We start from the raw sequence: 19422 nt of genomic DNA, 5'->3' as shown, positions 1-19422 counted from the left end.
GGCGTCAGCCGTCGAGCTGCCCGACGATCGCGTCCGCGAGCGACAGGCTCGACGTCAGGCCCGGGCTCTCGATCCCGAACAGGTGGACGATCCCGGGCAGCCCATGCTCGGCCGCGCCGTCGATCCGGAAATCCGCCGCGGGCTCGCCCGGGCCGGTGAGCTTCGGGCGCAGCCCGGCATAGTCCGGATACAGCGCCCCGTCCGGCAGGCCCGGCCAGTAGCGACGGATCGCGCCGTAGAAGCTGTCCGCCCGCCGCGGGTCCACTCGGTAATCGACCGTGTCGACCCATTCCACATCCGGCCCGAAGCGGGTGCGGCCGGCCAGATCGAGGGTGAGGTGGATGCCCAGGCCGCCGTCGATGCGCGGCGCCGGATAGATCAACCGCGAGAAGGCCGGCTTGCCGGTGCAGCCGAAGTAGTTTCCCCGGGCCAGGCGCAGCACCGGCACCCGCTCGGCCGGATAGCCCTCCGTCCGCGCCGCAAGGGCGGGCGCCCCGAAGCTCGCGGTGTTGATCACCGCGTCGAAGGCCATCTCCCCCGGCTCGCTGCCCCCGAACGCCGCGTGCCACCGGCCGTCCCGCCGGGACAGGCGATCCACCGGCGTGCGCAGGGCCAGCGCGCCGCCGTGATCCTCGATCACCCCGAGGAGCGCCAGCATCAGCGCGTGGCTGTCGACGATACCGGTCCGGGGCGAATGCAGGGCCAGCGTGCAGGCGAGCGCGGGCTCCAGCCGTCTGGCCGCCGCGGCATCGAGCAGTTCCAGGCCGGGGACGCCGTTCGCCTCACCTTGCCGCCGGATCGCCGCGATCGTCTCGGCTTCCGCGTCGTCCGCGGCCACGATCAACTTGCCGCAGGCGCGGTGCGGCACCCCATGATTCACGCAGAAGTTGTACAACTTGGCGGCGCCATCGACGCAGTGGAGGGCGCGCGCGGAATCGGATGGGTAATACATGCCGCCATGGATCACCTCGGAGCTGCGCGCCGAGACGCCGGTCCCGAACGCATCCTCCGCTTCTGCGACGATGACGGCATGCCCGCGCTGGGCGAAGGCCCGCCCTATGGCCAGGCCGACGACACCGGCACCGACGACCAGAACCTCCATGCGCAATCCTTTCGATTCTCGTTCCTACAGGGGCCGGTGATTCTTCAATACCGCACCCGCGCTGCCGCATAGGCCGCCTGTTAATTCGACATTGACCTGAATTATCAATTCTAAGTAGAAACAGCCGCGCAATAGATGCTCGCAGTGGTTGTAAGCGTAGCGAGCCAGCGCATAATGCCACCACGCGCTGCCGGACGGCGGACCGGATTTCTATTCCGGACTCCATCACCGGCAGCCGACAGAACTGCCGCCTAGCGACCGGACGAAGCCGCATCTTCCGACTGAAAACCTGAGGAGATGACTATGCTGACGACCTCACCGAGCGTCGAACTCGCCGCCAAGATCCTAAGCGCCTACGTCACCAAGAACAGCGTGCCGGCCGCCGTTCTCCCGAGCCTTCTGTCCGAGGTCCACCGCTCGATCACGGCGCTCGACGCGCCGGTGGAACGGCAGATTAAGCGGCCCACCGAGGCGCAGATCCGTGCTTCGATCCGGCCGGACACGATCATGAGCTTCGAGGACGGCAAGTCCTACAAGGCCTTGCGCCGGCACCTGACCCTGCGCGGTCTCACCCCGGAGGCCTACAAGGCCAAGTGGGGCCTGCCGGTGGATTACCCGCTGGTCTCGGCGGCCTACAGCGCCCGGCGCTCGAAGATTTCGCGGGAGATCGGCCTCGGCCAGAAGTTGCGGATGCAGCAGGCGGCGGAATAACGACGGTTTCGGTCGTGTCGGGCAGGGCCGGCCGTGCGCGTCACGGCCGGCTCTCCGCTGCCGAAACCTCCTGAATCAGCAGAGCCACGAGGCCGGACCAGCCGGTCTGATGCGAGGCGCCGACCCCTCGGCCGGTATCGCCGTCGTAATACTCGTAGAACAGCACCAGATCGCGGAAATGCGGGTCGTCCTGCTCGATCCGGCTGTCCCCGTAGACCGGCCGATGCCCGTCCGGGCCGCGGGCCGAGAGGCCGATGAGCCGCCGCGAGAGGTTGTCCGCGATCTCCCGGAGCGAGGAGGTCCGGCCCGAGCCGGTGGGCGCCTCCACGCGGAAATCCGGGCCGTAATAGGCGAAGAACTGGTTCAGCCCGGCGATCAGCAGGTAATTGACCGGCATCCAGACCGGCCCGCGCCAGTTGGAGTTGCCGCCGAACAGGCGTGAACGCGATTCCGCCGGCTCGTAGGCGAGCCCCATGTCCCGTCCGTTCCAGGGGAAGCAGAACGGCTGGTCCTCGTAGCTGCGCGAGACCGCCCGCAGCCCGTGATCCGACAGGAACTCCGCCGGGTCGAGGGCCCGGTGCAGCAGGGCCTTCAGCCGGTGCCCGCGCAGCAGCGACAGCAGCACGGTCTGGCCTTCGCCGGGCACGCTCCAGCGGGAGACCAGGGCCGCGAGGTCCGGGCGGTTCTCCAGGAAAAACCGCATCCGGTTCCGGAGCGCGGGCAGCCTGTCCAGATCGTGCGCGCTGATCGTGGTGACCGCGAAGATCGGGATCAGCCCGACCATGGTCCGCACCCGGATCGGCAGGCGGCTGCCGTCGCGGGCTTCGATCACGTCGTAGAAGAACCCGTCCGCCTCGTCCCAGACGCCGTCGCCGGTCGCCGCCGCGATGAGCAGGAAGTGCTCGAAGAACTTTTCCGCCATGTCCTCGTAGGTCGGGTCCTGAAGCGCCAGCTCGATGGCGATGCGCATCAGGTTCAGCGCGTAGGCCGCCATCCAGGCGGTCGCGTCCGACTGGGTGAGGGTGGCACCGTCGCCGACCGGCTTCGAGCGGTCGAAGATGCCGATATTGTCGAGGCCGAGGAAACCGCCCTGGAACAGGTTGCGGTCGTCGGAATCCTTCCGGTTCACCCACCAGGTGAAGTTCAGGGTCAGCTTGTTGAAGATGCGCTTGAGGAAGACGTGGTCGGGCGTGCCGGTGAGCGCCCGGTCCAGCTCGAACACCCGCCAGGCGGCGAGCCCGTGGATCGGCGGGTTGGCATCCCCGAACCCCCATTCATAGGCCGGCAGTGCGGCGTTCGGGTGGGCGTAGGCCTCGTCCACCAGGAGAAGCAGCTGGTTCTTGGCGAAATCGGGATCGATCAGCGCGAACACGATCGCCTGGAGCGCGAGGTCCCAGGAGGCGAACCAGGGATATTCCCAGGCATCGGGCATCGAGATGATGTCGTTGGCGCGCAGATGCGCCCAATCGGCGTTGCGGCCGTGCCGGCGCGCGGGGGAGGGGGCCGGCTGGGCCGGATCGCCGGCCAGCCACTCGCGCACGTCGTAATGGTAGAGCTGCTTCGACCAGAGCATGCCGGCGAGCCCCTGCCGCTGGACCAGCCGCATCTCGGGGTCGGCGATCGACGCCTGCAGGGCGGCGTAGAACGCGTCCGCCTCGGCTTCGCGGGTCGCGAACACCGCGTCGAAATCGGCGAACGCCTCGCCCGGCGCGGTCTCGGGGCGCAGCCGCAGCCGCAGGGTGCGGCTCTCCCCTGGCCCGAGATGGAGGTCGTACCGGGCCGCGCATTTGGTACCCGACAGGGGGTTGGCCGCGCCGGCCTCGCCCTGCACGACGCGCCGGTCGATCCCGTCCTTGTAGAAGCCCGCCTCCGGGCCGCTGCCGTAGAGCCGGTGGGTGTTGGTCTCGTTCTCGGTGAACAGCAGCTCGGCCGCGCCCTCGGCGAAGAAGCGCATCGGCGGCATGGCCGGATGGCGCGCCCAGACCGACCCGTCCGAGCCCGCTTCCAGCTCCGGCTTGACCGTCCCGGCCTTCCACGACCACAGGTTCCGCGCCCAGAGCTGCGGCAGCAGGGTGAGGTCGGCGGGATCGGGCCCGCGATTGGTGGCGGTGACCCGCATCAGCACGTCGTCGGGGCCGGCCTTGGCGTAGGCGATCTCGACATCGAAGTAGCGGCTTTCCGCGAACAGGCCGGTGTCGAGCAGCTCGAATTCCGGATCGTCGAGGCCGCGGCGACGGTTCTCCTCGAGCAGGCCCTCGTAGGGGAACGCGCCCTGCGGGTACTTGTACAGCATCCGCATGAAGGCGTGGGTCGGGACGCCGTCGAGGTAGTAGTACAGCTCCTTCACATCCTCGCCGTGGTTGCCCTCGGCGTTGGTGAGGCCGAATAGGCGCTCCTTGAGGATCGGATCGCGGCCGTTCCACAGGGCGAGCGCCAGGCACCAGTTCAGGTGCCGGTCGCCGAAGCCGCCGATCCCGTCCTCGCCCCAGCGATAGGCCCGGGAGCGGGCATGGTCGTGGGGCAAGGAATCCCAGGCCTCGCCGTCGGCGCTGTAATCCTCTCGCACCGTGCCCCATTGCCGGTCGCTGAGATACGGCCCCCAGCGCCGCCAGGCCGGGTCGGTCCGCGCCTGCACCAGCCGCTGTCCCTCGACGGTGTCGAAGAGATCGGGGACGCCGTTCGGCTTGGTCATGCGCTCGATGCTCCCGCGCTCATTTTTTGGATTTGCGCTTGGATACTGCCGTGGTTCGACGGCGAGAAGTCAACGTCGAGGCGCCGACCGTATCGAGCAGGTGGTCAGCCGCCGGAGACGATGCGCAACCCGTCCGGAGCCGCATCGACCGTGAGCGTGCGATAATCCGGGATCGTCGCGTGCCGCGTCGCGATCGGCGCATGATGGGTTGCGGTGACCACCACGACCTCGGCGCCCGCCGCCGCGCCCGCCCGGATCCCGGCCGGCGCGTCCTCGAACACCAGGCAATCCGCGGCCGCGACCCCGAGGCGCTCGGCGCCCAGCAGAAAACAATCCGGCGCCGGCTTGCCCTGGCCGATATCCTCTGCTGCGACCAGCAGGGCCGGGACCGGCATGGCGGCGGCCTCCAGGCGGCGCAGGGCGAGTTCCCGGGGCGCCGAGGTCACGATCGCCCAGCGCTCCGACGGCAGCGCCCGCAGGAAGGCCCGGGCCCCCGGGATCTCGGCGATGTCGCCGACATCTGCGATCTCCGCCCGGGTGATCGCCGCAGCCTCTGCTTCCGGATCGACCCCGGGCAGGCCGAGCCGGCGGATCGTATCCACCGAGCGGATTCCGTGGATGGTCGGCAGGAAGCTCGCCACGTCGAGGCCGTGGCCTTGCGCCCAGCGCGTCCAGGCCCGTTCCGCCGAGGCGATCGAGCTGATGATCGTGCCGTCCATGTCGAATAGGAACGCGGCGAAGCGGCGCGTCGGGAGAGGCGTGTCGGTCATGGCCCAGCGCTACGCGGGCGCGGGCGGACCGACAACCGCGCCGGGCGCACGGCGGCTGCCCGCTCGGCCGAGGCCGCCCGCTTCACGGGCCGATCCCGATGGTGTAGCGCGGATACAACCCTGGACCGGATCCGGTCCGTACTCGCGAAAACCCGTATCAGATCCATGCCGAGCCGCATCGACGCCACTTTCGCCCGCGCCCGCGCGGAGAACCGGGCCGTCCTCGTCACCTACGTGATGGCGGGCGATCCCGACCCGGAGACGTCCCTCGAAGTCCTGAAGGCACTCCCCGGCGCCGGCGCCGACATCCTGGAATTCGGCCTGCCGTTCACCGACCCGATGGCGGACGGCCCGGCGATCCAGGCCGCGGGTCTGCGCGCCCTCAAGGCTGGCCAGGGGGTCGCCGGTACCCTCGACCTCGTGCGTCGCTTCCGCACCGAGAATGACGGCACGCCGATCGTGTTGATGGGCTACTTCAACCCGATCCACACCTACGGGGTCGAGCGCTTCCTTGATGACGCGGTGGCGGCCGGGGTCGACGGGCTCATCGTGGTCGATCTGCCCCCGGAGGAGGATTCCGAGCTGTGCCTGCCGGCGCTCGCCAAGGGCCTAGCCTTCATCCGGCTCGCCACGCCGACCACCGACGAGCGCCGCCTGCCGGCCGTGCTCGCGAACACCGCGGGCTTCGTCTACTACGTGTCGATCACCGGCATCACCGGGACGGCGACCCCCGATTTCGGCAAGGTCTCGGAGGCGGTCGCCCGCATCCGCCGCCACACCGACCTGCCCGTGGTGGTGGGCTTCGGGGTGAAGACCGGCGCCCACGCGACGGCGATCGCCAAGGGCGCCGACGGCGTCGTGGTCGGTTCGGCGCTGGTGGACACCCTGGTCCGCTCGCTGGATTCCGAGGGCCGGCCCCAGGCCGGCACGGTCCCGGCCGTGGCGGAGCTGGTCCGGGAACTCGCCGCCGGCGTGCGCGCGGGCGGAGTCGAGCGGGCCGCCTGAACCGCGCCCCCTGGCGCCGGGGGCTACGTCACCTGATATCAGCGCGAGCTTAGAACGAACGGACGCGAGTCGATGGTCGAACCGATGAACTGGATCTCGGAGGTGGTTCGCCCCCGGATCAAGACCCTGTTCAAGCGCGAGACGCCGGAGAACCTCTGGGTCAAGTGCCCGGATACCGGCCAGATGGTGTTCCACAAGGAGGTGGAGGCCAATCACTGGGTGATACCGGGCTCCGAGCACCATCTGAAAATGAGCGCCGCGGCGCGGCTCAAGATGATGTTCGACGGCGGCACCTGGATCGACGTGGCGCTCCCCGAGGTCGCCACCGACCCGCTGAAGTTCCGCGACGAGAAGCGCTACGTCGACCGGCTCAAGGAGGCTCGCGCCAAGACGGGCCTGCAGGACGCGTTCAAGATCGGCTTCGGTCGGGTCGGCGGCCTGCCCATGACCCTGGCGGCACAGGAATTCGGCTTCATGGCCGGCTCGCTGGGCATGGCGGCGGGCGAGGCCTTCGTGCGTGGCGCCGAGACCGCCCTGGAGAAGCGCACCCCCTACGTGCTGTTCTCAGCCTCCGGCGGCGCGCGCATGCAGGAGGGCATCCTGTCCCTCATGCAGATGCCCCGCACCACCGTGGCGGTGCGCCGGCTCAACGCCGCGCGGCTGCCCTACATCGTGGTGCTGACCAACCCGACCACCGGCGGCGTCACCGCCTCCTACGCGATGCTCGGCGACGTGCATCTGGCCGAGCCGGGAGCGCTGATCTGCTTCGCCGGTCCCCGGGTGATCGAGCAGACCATCCGGGAGAAGCTGCCGGACGGGTTCCAGCGGGCGGAATACCTGCGCGACCACGGCATGGTCGACCAGGTGGTCCATCGGCACGCCCTGAAGGAGACGATCACGCGCCTCTGCGGCCTGCTGACCAACGCCGCGACGCAGGACGCGCCGGGTCCCGCCCAGGCCGCGGCCTAGCCCGCCGCATGGCCTCCTCCGATGCCCTCATGGCGCGATTCCTCGCGCTCCATCCGCGCACCATCGACCTGTCGCTGGGCCGGATCGAGCGGCTGCTGGCCCGGCTGAACCATCCGGAACGGCGCCTGCCGCCGGTGATCCACGTCGCCGGGACCAACGGCAAGGGCTCGACCATCGCGTTCATGCGGGCGATCCTCGAGGCCGGGAGCCTGGCCGCGCACGTCTACACCTCGCCCCACCTCGTCCGGTTCCACGAGCGGATCCGGCTCGGCGGGATCGGCGGCGGCCAGTTCGTGGACGAGGACCGGCTGGCCGACGCGTTCTCGCGCTGCGAGGCCGCCAATGCCGGCGAGCCGATCACCATGTTCGAGATCACCACGGCGGCGGCTTTGCTGCTGTTCTCCGAGAGCCGGGCCGACGTGCTGCTGCTGGAAGTCGGTCTCGGCGGACGGCTCGATGCCACCAACGTCATCGCGCAGCCGGCCTGCGCGGTCGTGACCCCGATCGGGCGCGACCATGCCGAGTATCTCGGCGATACGGTCGAGTCGGTCGCCGCCGAGAAGGCCGGGATCTTCAAGCGCGGCTGCCCCGCCGTGATCGCCGCGCAGGACTATGCCGAGGCCGACGCCGTGCTCTGCCGCCACGCCGAAGCCGTGGGCGCGACCCCGATCCTGATCGGCAACCAGGATTTCTCCGCGCATGACGAGCGCGGCCGCATGGTCTACCAGGACGAGATCGACTTGTTCGACCTGCCCAGGCCGCGACTGGCCGGGCGCCACCAATTGGTCAACGCCGCAACCGCGATCACGGCGCTTCGGGCGGCCGGGTTCGGCGACATCGGCAACGCCGCCCTGGAGCGGGGCCTCGTCGAGGTCGATTGGCCCGGGCGGCTGCAGCGGCTCGGCCGTGGGCGGCTTGCCGCCCAGCTCGATCCCGGGGCCGAACTGTGGCTCGACGGCGGCCACAACATCGATGGCGGCCGGATCCTCGCCGCCGCCATGGCCGATCTCGGTGAGCGCAGCGACGTGCCGCTGGTGCTGATCGTCGGCCTGCTCAGCACGAAGGACGCGGACGGCTTCCTGCGCAACTTCGTCGGCCTGGCGCGGGCGCTGATCGCGGTCCCGATCACCACCTCGATGGCCGCGCGGCCGGCCGAGGAGGTGGCGCGGATCGGCGAAGGCGTCGGCCTCTCGACCCGGACCGCCCCGAGCATCGAGGCGGCACTGGGTCAGGTGAAGGACATCGCCTTCGAGCAGCCGCCGCGGATCCTGATCTGCGGCTCGCTCTACCTGGCCGGGCTGGTGCTCGCCGCCAACGATACGCCGCCCGTCTGAGGCGCAGCCCGATTCTTATCCCAAGCCCTGGATTTTTCCGGATGTTTGGTTAACGGCCCGTTCATCGCCGCCGATTCGCCGCATTCGACGGTCCGAAATGCCGCTCACGGCCACGCTTTCCCCCGGCTGTGGCAGCGAAGCTACATCCTTGGTCGGTCCCTTCGCCTAGCCTTGGCGTCGATCGGGCTTGTGCTGGGGATCACAGTAATGAAGACGCTTCTCACTTCTCTCGCGGCGTTCACGGCGCTCACCGCCGCCGCCGCTGCGGCCGACCTGCCGCGCCGCGCTGCGCCGCCGGTGTTCACCCCCGTTCCGGTGTTCACCTGGACCGGCTTCTACTTCGGTATCAACGCCGGCTACGCCTTCGACGCCAGCAGCGGCGACAACAACCGCGGCTTCGTCCAGACCGCCGGTAGCCCGGCCGTGCTCGGCGCCGGCGGCCTCGTGCCCTACCGCGCCCTGGCGCCGCTCGGCTCCACGCTGATCTACAACAAGAACAACCGTGAAGGTTTCTCCGGCGGTGGCCAGATCGGCTATAACTATCAGTTCACCCCGGGCTCGGGCGTCGTGATCGGCTTCGAGGCCGACGCGCAGTACCTCGATTTCGGTGGCCGTCCGCGCTACGCTACGAACGCCGCCGCGATCAACCCGGGCTTCATCCCGGTCAACGGCACCCTGAACACGCTGGACTTCTTCGGCACCGTGCGCGGCCGTCTCGGCTACGCCTTCGACAAGACCCTCGTGTACGCCACCGGCGGTTTCGCTTACGCCACCGGCGACCAGGGCACCCAGGGCGTCGCCTTCCAGAACTTCGCTGGCCGTCGCGACGACTTCAAGACCGGCTACACCGTCGGCGGCGGCGCCGAGTTCGCGCTCCCCACCGACTCGTTCCTGAACTTCTTCCGCTCGTCGGCCGTGACGTTCAAGGTCGAAGGTCTGTACGTGAGCCTGGACCGCAACCGCACCGGCCTGCCGCTGGTCGGCGCCTCCGTCAACACCGGCGCCGTCCTGCCGGTCTACGCCGTCACCGGCAACACCAGCCGCAACACGAACGACTTCGCCGTCGTCCGCGCCGGCCTGAACTACAAGTTCGGCTCGTACTAAGAGCTACGCACACGCCGTCCGCCGGTCGGGCCCCCCTCCGCACGGGACCGTGCGGAGGGGGGTGTGAGAGACTCCAAGATCGAACAGGATCCCGGGCCCCGCGCCCGGGATCTTTTTTGTTGGATGAAGCATGCAAATGGAAGGTCAGGTGAATATCGAATGATATTCATTCAAAAATCTGACCTCGGTATAAATTTTAATAAATATAGTGTCTTTGCTTAAAGGTATTGACGTTTAGATTTCGAGTTTCATGGCTCTGCTGTTGTTTGCCGTGTCTCTTTTTTTGACGTCTTTAGATCGCCGCCTATAAGCTTAGCCGAAGAGCAGCGATTCGGAGACCGGCATGACGTTCCGGACCAGCCTGGGCAATCAGCTCGCAATCGCGACCGGCGGTGCGGTGGCACTCGTCATCCTGGGCTTGCTGGTGATCTCCGGATGGGGTGCCGACACGCGCATCCGGGCGGACGTCACGGCCCAGGCGACGGAACAAGCCTCCGGATTCGCCGGACGGGTCTCGACCGAGATTGCCGAGCCCGTCTCCGCGGCCGTGAGCATGACGGCGAGCCTCTCGGCCCTGATCGACACCGGGTCGGCGAAGCGCTCCGACGTCGTCGCGATCACCAAATCCGTCCTGCAGAGCTATCCGGTCCTCTTCGGCTCCTGGGCCGCCGAGGCGATCGACCGGCGCCTGGGGACGAAAGTTTCTGGGGAAGAGGCGACCAACAAGGCCGGCCTGTTCACGCCGTACTGGACCAAGACAACGGCGGATTCGATCGCGTTCAACACCTTCGAGATCGACCCGAAGCAGCTCTGGTATGCCGTGCCGATCACGACGGGGAAGAGCCTGCTCACCGAGCCGTATCGGAGCACCAAGGGCGATCTGATCACCTCCATCTCGGTACCGCTGCGGGCGGAGGGCGGCATCGTCGGCGTCGCCGGCTTCGACATCAAGCTCAGCCGTCTGCAGGAGATGTTCAGCGCCTTCCGCCCGTTCGGCACCGGTCGCGTGATGCTGCTGTCCGGCGGCGGAAACTGGCTCGTTCCGCCGAGCCAGGATCTCGAGATGAAGGCGTATGACGGCGTTGGCGCGAGCGAATTGAAGGCCGCCCTCACGGACGGCCGGATGCGCGTGGTCGCGGAGGGGCTCGGTGGCGGCTTGCGGCTGATCTACCCGTTCACCGTGCCGAACATGAACACGATGTGGGCCCTGGCCGTCGACGTGCCGGCGACCGTCCTGTCCGAGCCTGTCGAGGCGGACCGAAGAGAGATCGTCCTGCGCGGCTGCGTCCTGCTCGCGGCGGTCCTGCTCGTGGTCGTCCTGGTGACGCGCCTTCTGGTGGCGAAGCCCTTGGCTGCGGCAAGCCGGATCGTGGGGGCTCTGATCGGCCGCCAGTACGATGTCGTCGTCCCGAACACCGAGCGGCGGGACGAGATCGGCGCGATCAGCCGGGCACTGGCGCTGTTCCGGGACACGGCGCGGGAGACGGACCGGCTGAGGGCCGAGCAGGAGGCGCTCCAGCGCGGGCAGGAAGCCCGCATGGCGCTGATCCAGCAGCATTCCGAGGATTTCGATCGCCGCATCACGGCGCTCACCGATAGCGTCCTGGGTCTCGGCGACGAACTGCAGACGGCTTCTTCCGACCTGTCGAAGCAGGCCCAGTCGACCAGCGAACGCAGCGTCTCCGTTGCGGCCGCCTCGGAGCAGGCCTCGGCCAATGTCGGCACGATCGCCGCGGCGGCCGAGGAATTGCTGGCGTCGGTCAACGAGATCGGCCGCCAGGTCGGCCTGTCCGCGGAGATCACCGGCGGTGCGGTGAGTCAGGCGCGCGAGGCGAACGGGAAGGTCGGCGGCTTGGCCGATGCGGCCCATCGCATCGACGAGGTCATCCAGCTGATCAAGGGCATCGCTGCGAAGACCAACCTGCTGGCCCTCAACGCGACGATCGAGTCGGCGCGCGCCGGTGAGGCCGGGCGTGGCTTCGCGATCGTGGCCGCGGAGGTCAAGGAACTCGCCGGACAGACTGCGCGCGCGACGGAGGAGATCGCGCAGCAGATCGAGGCCGTCCAATCCGGAACCAAGGACGCCGTCCAGGCGATCCTGGCCATATCGGATGTCATCGAGAAGATCAGCGCCGTGGCCCTGTCGATCCGCGAGGCGGCGGACCACCAGGGCTCGGCGGTGCGCGAGATCACCCTGAACATCCAGAGCGCCTCCGCCGGCACCCGGGATGTCTCGACCAGCATCTCGGACGTGTCGAAATCCGCCGACGGGACGGGTCACGCCGCCAAGGTCGTGAGCGCCGCCGCCCTCGTGCTGCACGGCAAGTCCAACGAACTCCGCCAGGAGGTCGTGACCTTCCTGACGCAGGTCCGGGAGGCCGGCTGAAAGCGTGTGTCCCCGCCCGATTCTAGCGGGAGGAGGTCCGATGCGGCTTCCGGTCGGATCAGGATAAGGGAAGAGGTCGGGCGTAGCTCAGTCAGACCGGTTTCAGGCCGTCGCCCACCGCGCCGGCCGAACGCGCCACGGATGATCGCGGCGCGTTCGGCCTCCGATGCGAAGGCCGAACGCCATCCCGGACTGGCCGAGCGTACAGCTTACGCGACCTGCGCGCCGATCCAGCGCGAGAGATCGCCCTTCGGGGCGGCACCGACCTTCTGATCGACCCGCTCGCCGTTCTTGAACAGCAGCAACGTCGGGATCGAACGGATGCCGTACTGGGCGGCGATCTGCGGGTTCTCGTCGACGTTGACCTTTGCGATCTTCACCTTGCCCTGGAGATCGGTGGCGATTTCTTCGAGCGCCGGGCCGATCTGGCGGCAGGGGCCGCACCATTCCGCCCAGAAATCCACCACGACGGGCTCGGCGGACTTGAGAACGTCCTGCTCGAAGCTCGCGTCGGTTACTTTCACCGTCGCCATAACATCACCTTTCGGAAGCGGCCGCCGGTCGGGCGGCCTCGGACGGGCAGGGGCCCGCGCGGTTCGATGAGAATTGGCGACGGCCCGCCGCCCGGTCAAGCAGTCCGCCCGCCGTTGCATGGGGGTGCCTCGAAGGGCGCATTGCGATGTGCGCTGGCGCATGTTGGGTGGGGAAGGAGGCGGGAGAAAACCCTTCCAAACGGTGCCGCCGCCTTGCAGCTTTCTTCCTCGACATTCGCGCCCCACCGTCATTGCGAGCGCAGCGAAGCAACCCAGGGCGGCGCGCAATCTCCATACGTGGCGCATCACTGGGTTGCTTCGCTGCGCTCGCAATGACGGCGTGAGGTGGGCGCCGGTCAGCCCTCGATCCCCGCTTGGCCTAAAGCCGCCCGGACGTCGTCCGCGCTCAGGGTCCGGATCACCGGGCCGGAGGTCCAGATCAGCATCGGCCGAATCGTTCGGTCGGGATAGATCTCGCCGAGAAGCCGCGCGTAGAGGGCGATCTGCCCGGCCTCCGCGGGGGGCAGCGGCTCGTCCTCGGCCGGGGGGCGGCCGGTCTTGAAGTCGGCGATCCGGATCGTGTCGGCCGCGACCGCGAGGCGATCGACGCGGCCCTGCACCACCCGCTCGGCACCCCCGGCCCGGACGCGGCCCGTGAGGTTCACCTCCGCGCGAGCGTCGGGGGCGAACAGGGGGGCGAGGTCGGGATCGTCGATCAGGCTCAGCACCGAGCGGACGATGCCGTAGGTCGCCGGGCGCGGCAGGCCGGGTGCGCGCGCCCGCACGAAGGCGAGGCCGGCCGCCTCCCGGCGCTCTTTCTCGATCCGCGGCAGATGCTGCAACAGGGAATGGATCAGGATGCCCCGGCGGCGCGCCTGGGCGTCGGCGAGTCGGGGCGGCGGAACCCGCGAGCCGTCGGCCGCCTGCAGGGCGCCGGACGGGTTGAGAACCGGGATTTCCGGCTCCGGCGGCACGGGGCTGCGCAGCCAGTCCGGCTCCGGCACCTTCGCCGCGACCGATGAAAGCACGTCCGGTGGCCGGCGCGTCTCGGTGCCGTCCCGCCACAGGGTCGCGGGCCCGTAGGGCAGGTCCAGGGCCTGGCCCGCGCCGAGGGCGGCTTCCAGGCCGGCCCGGACCATCCGGCACCAGGCCGCCTCACTCTCCCGCTCGTGGCCCCGGAACGGCGCCACGATCAGCCGGTCGGCTGCCCGGGTCATGGCGACGTAGAGCAGTCGGTTGTGCTCCTGCCGCGCCCGGGCGAGCAGCGCCGCCCGGGCCTCGCCGGTGGCGGCGCAATCCTGCGTCTTCCCGCTCGACCAGACCGGCGGCAGCGCCGTGCCGTTGCCCGCCAGGGGCAGCAGCGGCGGGTCGTTGCGCCCGAGCGGCTCGCAGCCGTCCATGACCACGACGACCGGCGCCTCAAGCCCCTTGGCCCCGTGCACGGTCATCACCCGCACCTCGTCGCGGCCGGATTCCATGTCGCGTTTGACCGTGTGGCCGGCCTCGGTCCCAACATAGCGGGCCAGGAAGCCGCCGAGCGAGGGTGCATCCTCGCCGGTCTCGGCCTGGGCGGCGGCGGCCAGAAATACGTCGATGGCATCGCCGGCCTCGCCGCCGAGCCGGGCGACCAGCTTCGCTCGCCCGCCCTGCGGCCCGAGCAGCCGCGCGTAGAAGCCGAAAGGGCCGTGGAGCCCTGCGAGCGCGATCCAGTCCGAGAGCGCAGCCAGCCCACGGCTCGCCGCGGGATCACCCGAAGCGGCGTGGCGGTGCAGGGCATCCTCCAGGGTCTCGGAGAGGTCGCGGCGGGCGGCCAGGCGAACCAGGTCGTCGTCGGTGAGGCCGACCAGGGGCGTCTTGAGCGCGGTGGCGAGCGTCAGGTCGTCGGCCGGCAGCAGACCGGCGCGCCCGGCGGCGACGAGGTCGGCCACCGCAATATGGGCTGAGACCTCCAGCCGGTCCTGGCCGGCGACCGGCACGCCGAGATTTTTCAGGGCGCGGATCACCTCCTCGAAGGCCGGCCCGCGCTTGCGCACGAGGATCAGCACGTCGCCGGGGCGCCAGACCCGGCCGGTGGCGTCTCCGGCCGTCGTCCAGGTCCGCACCGCGTGCGCCACCCGCCGGGCGGTGACGATCGCCGGGGCGCTGGTCTCGGGGGCATCCACCGGCGCGGTCCAGGCATCGGGTTCCGGCGTCGGCTCGGGCTCGGCGATCGGCCACAGCTCGACGGCGCCGGGGGCGCCGGGCCGGGCGCTGGCATGGACGGTCCTGCGGGCGCTGTCCTCGAAGGCCAGACCCTCGTTATGCGCGTCGAGGGCGAAGACCGCATCGACCGCCTGGAGGACCAAGCCGGTCGAGCGGAACGACAGGGTCAACGGCACGTCCTCGAAGGTGAGGCCGGCCGCGCGCGATTCCTGGATCCAGGCCGCCCGGGTCAGGGCGAATTCCCGCGGCTCGGCGCCCTGGAAGCCGTAGATCGACTGCTTCGGGTCGCCTACCGCGAAGCGGGTCCGGGTGCCGGCCCGGGCGCCTTCGCCGGCGGCGAATTCCTGCGTGATCGCCCGCAGGATCTCCCACTGCTCCGGGTTGGTGTCCTGCGCTTCGTCGACCAGCACGTGGTCGATGCCGCGGTCGAGCTTGTACAGCACCCAGCCGGCCCCGACCCGGGCCAGCAGGTCCAGCGCCTTGTGGATCAGGTCGTCGAAATCCAGCGCCCCGAGCCGCGCCTTCTGGGCCTCGACCCGGCGGTGGATCTCTGCGGCGAGCTGGAACAGGGCCTGCGTCCGGGCATGGGCCCGCGCGGCGCGCAACCGATCGAACAGAGGCTCCAGCCGGTCGCGCTCGGCGATCAGGCTCTCTTTTGCCGCGGCCGGAACGCCCTTGGTGCCGAGGCTGCTATCGGCTTTCGGCTCATCCTTCTGGGTGAAGAACACCGCCCGGTAGAGGTCGAGCGCCTCGGTCCGCTCCGGCAGTCCTTCCGATCGCGCCCGCTCGGATTCGGCCGCCGCCAGCGCATCGGCCAGCTTCTCGTCGTTGGCCTTGCCGGTGCGCAGGGCTTCGATCAACGCCGCCCGGTCCTCGGGGCGGCAGGCTGGGCCACCATCCAGGATCGCCGCCTCGATCCGCTCGGCGCTTTCCTCGGCGGCGAGGCCCAACGCTCCGTGCAGGCGCGCGAAGGCGGCGTCGAGGCCGCTCCGGTCGCCGATGAGGCTGCGGGCGCGCATCGCCTGGCGGATCGCCGCCCGCAGGGTGTCGCCCGTCGCCTCGGGGGTGACCCGGGCCAGGGCGGCGCTGAGCGGCGTGTCGCCGTTCGAGACCGCGTCGGCCAGGACGTTGGCCATCTCGATGTCGAAGATCTCCCGGGCCTTGGTCTCGTCGAGCACCACGAAGCGGGCCGGCACGTTCGCCTCGAACGGGAACATGTGCAGCAGCCGTTCGCACAGGGCGTGCAGGGTCTCGATCTTGAGGCCCCCCGGCGTCTCCACCGCCCGGGCGAACAGGCGCCGCGCCATGCGCAGGCGCTCGGCGTCGGCGCGCTCGCCGGTCAGCGCCGTCAGCTCCGCCGTCAGCGCGGTATCGTCCAGGGTCACCCAGCGGCCGAGCAGGCGGAACACCCGGATCGCCATGTTGGCGGCGGCCGCCTTGGTGAAGGTCAGGCACAGGATCCGGCCCGGGGGCGCCCCGTCGAGGAGCAGGCGTACCACCCGGTCGGTGAGCACCTTGGTCTTGCCCGCGCCGGCATTGGCCGAGACCCAGGCCGAGGCACGGGGATCGGCCGCCCGGCGCTGGTTGGCCTGGGTCAGGTCGTCGACGACGAAGGGGTTGGCGATCGGGGCGCTGCTCAACGGTCTCGTCCGGCTCGGCTGCGGCACCTCTCTACAACACAAACGCGTCTGCGGCTTGAGCAAGGCGTCACACCGCGGTTTGCGGGATTGCCCCGGGCGCGGCCGCGCCGCATGGATGCGGGACCATCCTCGCGACACCGAAAACGCCCGTGACCCAGCCGACATCCGAGCCGGCGCGCCCGCCGATCCGCTTCCGGGGCCGCTCCTTCATGGCCACCGTCCTGGCCCCCGTACCGCCCGTGGCCGAGTGGTTCGGCGACCTCGACGCCCTGAACCGACGCGCGCCCAACTTCTTCGCCGGCCGGCCGGTGATCCTCGACCTCGCCGGCCTGAAGCTCACCCGGGAGGATCTCGACGGCCTGCTCGCGGAACTCGCCGCCCGGAGGATCGCGATCCTGGGCATCGAGGGCGCGCCGCCGTCGATCCTCACCCCCGAACTGCCGCCGGCTCTGTCGGGCGGCCGCCCGGTGGGCGAGGTCGCCACCCCGGACGCGGACACGCCGCCCGAACCCCAACCCAAGGACGGCGCCGCCCGCTCGCTGATCCTCGACGCGCCGGTGCGCTCGGGCCAGACCGTGCTGCATCTCGAAGGCGACGTCACCGTGCTGGGCGCCGTGGCCTCGGGCGCCGAGGTGATCGCGGGTGGCTCGATCCACGTCTACGGCGCCCTGCGTGGCCGGGCGGTGGCGGGCGCCGCCGGCAATCCGGGCGCGCGGATCTGGTGCCGCCGCTTCGAGCCGGAACTGGTGGCGATCGACGGCCTCTACCGCGCCGCCGACGACCTCGACCCGGCCTTCCGGGGCCAGGCCGTGGAAGTGCGGCTGGTGGAGGATGCGATCAAGCTGGGCTTGTTTGAGCGGGGGTGAGCGGGGCAACCCTCAATCCGATCTCCCGGCGCTGCCCGGTGGCCGTCAGCCGTTCAGCACGGAACAGGCGACGGGGAGCCCTCAACCGGGCAGAGCGGGTTCGACCTCGATAGGGACGGCAGTCAGCCGCACGTTGAGAGCCTTCATCACCCGCATAGCGGTATCCAGGCTCGGATTTCCTTCGGGAGAGAGGGCCCGATACAGGCTTTCGCGCGAGAGGCCAGCCTCCCGGGCGATCTGTGTCATGCCGCGTGCGCGCGCCACGACACCCAACGCTTGGCGGAACAGGGCCGGATCGCCCTCCTCGATGGCTGCCGCAAGGTACTCCGCGATAGCCTCGTCCGAATCCAGGAATTCCGCCGAGTCGTAAGGTGCAGTCTCAATCATCAGTCTCTCCTTACGACGTCAGAGCCAAGATTTTCGCGCGGTCGATATCCCGGCTCTGGCTGCTTTTGTCGCCGCCGCATAAAAGCAACAGCAAGGTAGCGCCACGCCGAACGAAATACACGCGATACCCGGGGCCGTAATCGATCCGCAATTCACTCACACCAGCACCGACGGATTTCACATCTCCGAAGTTGCCGTTCGCCAAGCGGTCTATGCGATTTGCTATCCGTGCCTTTGCTCGATCATCCCGGAGACTCTTCAGCCACCCGGCGAAAACCTCGGTGCGGCGGACGGTTAGCATATCGAAACGTAGCCCATGGGCTACGGTCGAACAAGATAGATTCCGAGGATGAGTCTGAGCGTTTTCAGGCTGGCGAACGAGGTTGTGACGCTGGCCGCAACCAAATCCAATCCCATGGAACTCCGCTCACGGCGACCTGCACGAGCAGACCCTCGGCGCGTGGACAGCCATACGTGGACCACCTACTTGTATCGGGCTCTTTCGATGATGGACGAGCGCACCTCGCGTTCGTGATTATAAGCACTGGACATCGACCGTTGCCGTAGACGGCGCGTTCAAAACTCGGGTTTCGACTGGTCATCGGGATCGATCCCGTAATCATCGATCCGAAATTTTTTACCGCAGAAGGCGAAGCGCGCGTCATTTTATAGCCGTCGGACGATCCGAGTTCCGGAGGCACCGCGCCGAAGCGTTCAACCGCGTCATTTTGAGAAATTTGATATTCGACAAAGCCTTACGGCGACTTGACCGTGCGCTTTCGCAGGGCCGATCCACGGCCGTCGGCCCCAATGCTGCAGGTTGCACGGCGATCGCGGCGGCCCGGCCGCACAGGCCCCAGGCTCCACCGATACCAGGATCCCGGCAGAATTTGCCGACCGGATCCAAAACTTAACCCTTCGGTAACCATGCCCGCCGTCAATGGTCCGGTAAGGACTCTTAACGGGCCGACATGAGCGAAACCCTCCCCGAGCCGATCGACGACCCGGAGACCGCCCCCAAGGCGGCTCCTGCGCCCCGGCCGCTCAGCCTTCGCGGGCGGGCGTTCAAGGGCCTGGCCCTCACCCCCGAGCCGCCGCTGCCCGAGTGGCTCGCGGGTCTCGACGCGGCGCTCAAGCGCTCGCCGACCCTGCTGAAAGGCCGGGCCGTGATCCTGGACTGCGCCCAGCTCAACCCCGAGCCGGACGCGCTCGAAACGTTAATGGCCGAGCTCAAGGCCCGCGGCATCGCGGTCCTGGGGATCGAGGGCCTCGAGACCGTCGGGTCCGGATTGCCGCCGCTGCTGGTGCAGGGGCGTCCGTCGGACCGGGTCGAGATCCCGGCCGCCCCCGCCGAGCCGGAGCCGCAGGTGGTCACCTCGATCACCGTCGAGGGCTCGGTCCGCTCCGGACAGAGCGTGATCAACCCCACCGGCGACGTCACCGTGATGGGGTCCGTCTCCTCGGGCGCCGAGATCCTGGCGGGTGGCTCGATCCACGTCTACGGCGCCCTGCGGGGCCGCGCGATCGCCGGTGCGGCGCGCAACCCGCGGGCCCGAATCTACTGCCGCAAATTCGAGCCCGAGTTGCTGGGGATCGACCGCCTCGTGCGGACGGCGGAGGACATGGGCACGGCCCTGCGCGGCAAGGCCGCCCAGGTCTGGCTCGATGGCGGCAACATCCGAATGGCAAGCTTAGACTAACGCAAGCTTAGAAATCAGGGA

At 69.4% G+C, this 19422-nt stretch carries 15 protein-coding genes; 8 read left to right on the top strand and 7 right to left on the bottom strand.

Features of this window, described 5'->3' with window-relative positions:
• Positions 1-4: 4 nt before the first annotated feature.
• The gene (locus tag MKL09_RS12395) at positions 5-1102 is read right to left on the bottom strand and encodes an NAD(P)/FAD-dependent oxidoreductase (RefSeq protein ID WP_244020484.1); all 1098 of its coding nucleotides are present in this window, start codon (positions 1100-1102) and stop codon (positions 5-7) included.
• Positions 1103-1405: 303 nt separating this feature from the next.
• Here MKL09_RS12395 and MKL09_RS12390 point away from each other — a divergent pair, with 303 nt between their 5' ends.
• Entirely contained in the window at positions 1406-1813 is a 408-nt protein-coding gene (locus MKL09_RS12390) for a MucR family transcriptional regulator (RefSeq protein ID WP_244020482.1), read from the top strand.
• Between the two features lie 40 nt (positions 1814-1853).
• Here the strand turns inward: MKL09_RS12390 and MKL09_RS12385 are convergent, their stop codons facing one another.
• Positions 1854-4505: an MGH1-like glycoside hydrolase domain-containing protein gene (locus tag MKL09_RS12385; RefSeq protein WP_244020481.1), complete on the bottom strand. Its 2652-nt coding sequence runs from the start codon at positions 4503-4505 to the stop codon at positions 1854-1856.
• 104 nt (positions 4506-4609) lie between these two features.
• Positions 4610-5275 (bottom strand): HAD-IA family hydrolase, encoded by a 666-nt coding sequence (locus MKL09_RS12380; RefSeq protein WP_244020480.1) that lies wholly within the window; start codon positions 5273-5275, stop codon positions 4610-4612.
• 165 nt (positions 5276-5440) lie between these two features.
• Between MKL09_RS12380 and trpA the strand changes: the two genes are divergently transcribed.
• The 5 genes from trpA (at position 5441) to MKL09_RS12355 (ending at position 12073) form a co-directional block, all read left to right on the top strand.
• Positions 5441-6280 (top strand): tryptophan synthase subunit alpha, encoded by an 840-nt coding sequence (gene trpA, locus MKL09_RS12375; RefSeq protein WP_244020479.1) that lies wholly within the window; start codon positions 5441-5443, stop codon positions 6278-6280.
• Positions 6281-6352: 72 nt separating this feature from the next.
• The gene (accD, locus tag MKL09_RS12370) at positions 6353-7249 is read left to right on the top strand and encodes an acetyl-CoA carboxylase, carboxyltransferase subunit beta (protein WP_244020478.1); all 897 of its coding nucleotides are present in this window, start codon (positions 6353-6355) and stop codon (positions 7247-7249) included.
• Between the two features lie 8 nt (positions 7250-7257).
• Positions 7258-8583 (top strand): bifunctional folylpolyglutamate synthase/dihydrofolate synthase, encoded by a 1326-nt coding sequence (locus MKL09_RS12365; RefSeq protein ID WP_244020477.1) that lies wholly within the window; start codon positions 7258-7260, stop codon positions 8581-8583.
• A 207-nt stretch (positions 8584-8790) separates the two neighbouring features.
• Positions 8791-9687, top strand: coding sequence for an outer membrane protein (locus MKL09_RS12360; RefSeq protein WP_244020476.1), 897 nt, complete (start codon positions 8791-8793; stop codon positions 9685-9687).
• A gap of 343 nt (positions 9688-10030) precedes the next feature.
• On the top strand, positions 10031-12073 hold the full coding sequence (locus MKL09_RS12355) for a methyl-accepting chemotaxis protein (RefSeq protein ID WP_244020475.1): 2043 nt from the start codon (positions 10031-10033) through the stop codon (positions 12071-12073).
• 209 nt (positions 12074-12282) lie between these two features.
• On the opposite strand, the gene trxA is transcribed toward MKL09_RS12355, so the two are convergent.
• Complete coding sequence (gene trxA / locus MKL09_RS12350) at positions 12283-12606, bottom strand: thioredoxin (RefSeq protein WP_007561219.1); 324 nt, start codon at positions 12604-12606, stop codon at positions 12283-12285.
• A gap of 356 nt (positions 12607-12962) precedes the next feature.
• Positions 12963-16448, bottom strand: a complete 3486-nt coding sequence (addA, locus tag MKL09_RS12345) for a double-strand break repair helicase AddA (RefSeq protein WP_244020473.1) — start codon at positions 16446-16448, stop codon at positions 12963-12965.
• A gap of 209 nt (positions 16449-16657) precedes the next feature.
• Here addA and minC (MKL09_RS12340) point away from each other — a divergent pair, with 209 nt between their 5' ends.
• A complete protein-coding gene (gene minC, locus MKL09_RS12340; protein ID WP_244020539.1) occupies positions 16658-17314 on the top strand; it encodes a septum site-determining protein MinC in 657 nt (218 codons plus the stop codon).
• An 81-nt stretch (positions 17315-17395) separates the two neighbouring features.
• On the opposite strand, the gene MKL09_RS12335 is transcribed toward minC (MKL09_RS12340), so the two are convergent.
• Both MKL09_RS12335 and MKL09_RS12330 read right to left on the bottom strand, forming a co-directional pair.
• Positions 17396-17701 (bottom strand): addiction module antidote protein, encoded by a 306-nt coding sequence (locus MKL09_RS12335; RefSeq protein ID WP_244020471.1) that lies wholly within the window; start codon positions 17699-17701, stop codon positions 17396-17398.
• A 10-nt stretch (positions 17702-17711) separates the two neighbouring features.
• Complete coding sequence (locus MKL09_RS12330; protein ID WP_244020469.1) at positions 17712-18002, bottom strand: type II toxin-antitoxin system RelE/ParE family toxin; 291 nt, start codon at positions 18000-18002, stop codon at positions 17712-17714.
• Between the two features lie 670 nt (positions 18003-18672).
• Between MKL09_RS12330 and minC (MKL09_RS12325) the strand changes: the two genes are divergently transcribed.
• On the top strand, positions 18673-19401 hold the full coding sequence (minC, locus tag MKL09_RS12325) for a septum site-determining protein MinC (protein ID WP_244020468.1): 729 nt from the start codon (positions 18673-18675) through the stop codon (positions 19399-19401).
• The last annotated feature ends 21 nt before the right edge of the window (positions 19402-19422 follow it).

The sequence above is a fragment of the Methylobacterium sp. J-048 genome (genome assembly GCF_022829515.1).
GTDB lineage: Bacteria > Pseudomonadota > Alphaproteobacteria > Rhizobiales > Beijerinckiaceae > Methylobacterium.
This window is presented reverse-complemented; position numbering and strand designations above follow the sequence as displayed.

What these genes read in the sequence shown, in the direction of transcription:
- MKL09_RS12390 (WP_244020482.1), top strand. Translation starts at nt 1,406, where the DNA reads ATGCTGACGACCTCACCGAGCGTCGAACTCGCCGCCAAGATCCTAAGC.
- MKL09_RS12360 (WP_244020476.1), top strand. Translation starts at nt 8,791, where the DNA reads ATGAAGACGCTTCTCACTTCTCTCGCGGCGTTCACGGCGCTCACCGCC.
- accD (WP_244020478.1), top strand. Translation starts at nt 6,353, where the DNA reads ATGGTCGAACCGATGAACTGGATCTCGGAGGTGGTTCGCCCCCGGATC.
- MKL09_RS12355 (WP_244020475.1), top strand. Translation starts at nt 10,031, where the DNA reads ATGACGTTCCGGACCAGCCTGGGCAATCAGCTCGCAATCGCGACCGGC.
- minC (WP_244020468.1), top strand. Translation starts at nt 18,673, where the DNA reads ATGAGCGAAACCCTCCCCGAGCCGATCGACGACCCGGAGACCGCCCCC.
- MKL09_RS12395 (WP_244020484.1), bottom strand. Translation starts at nt 1,102, where the DNA reads ATGGAGGTTCTGGTCGTCGGTGCCGGTGTCGTCGGCCTGGCCATAGGG.
- MKL09_RS12335 (WP_244020471.1), bottom strand. Translation starts at nt 17,701, where the DNA reads ATGATTGAGACTGCACCTTACGACTCGGCGGAATTCCTGGATTCGGAC.
- MKL09_RS12380 (WP_244020480.1), bottom strand. Translation starts at nt 5,275, where the DNA reads ATGACCGACACGCCTCTCCCGACGCGCCGCTTCGCCGCGTTCCTATTC.
- MKL09_RS12385 (WP_244020481.1), bottom strand. Translation starts at nt 4,505, where the DNA reads ATGACCAAGCCGAACGGCGTCCCCGATCTCTTCGACACCGTCGAGGGA.
- minC (WP_244020539.1), top strand. Translation starts at nt 16,658, where the DNA reads ATGGCCACCGTCCTGGCCCCCGTACCGCCCGTGGCCGAGTGGTTCGGC.
- trpA (WP_244020479.1), top strand. Translation starts at nt 5,441, where the DNA reads ATGCCGAGCCGCATCGACGCCACTTTCGCCCGCGCCCGCGCGGAGAAC.
- trxA (WP_007561219.1), bottom strand. Translation starts at nt 12,606, where the DNA reads ATGGCGACGGTGAAAGTAACCGACGCGAGCTTCGAGCAGGACGTTCTC.
- MKL09_RS12365 (WP_244020477.1), top strand. Translation starts at nt 7,258, where the DNA reads ATGGCCTCCTCCGATGCCCTCATGGCGCGATTCCTCGCGCTCCATCCG.
- MKL09_RS12330 (WP_244020469.1), bottom strand. Translation starts at nt 18,002, where the DNA reads ATGCTAACCGTCCGCCGCACCGAGGTTTTCGCCGGGTGGCTGAAGAGT.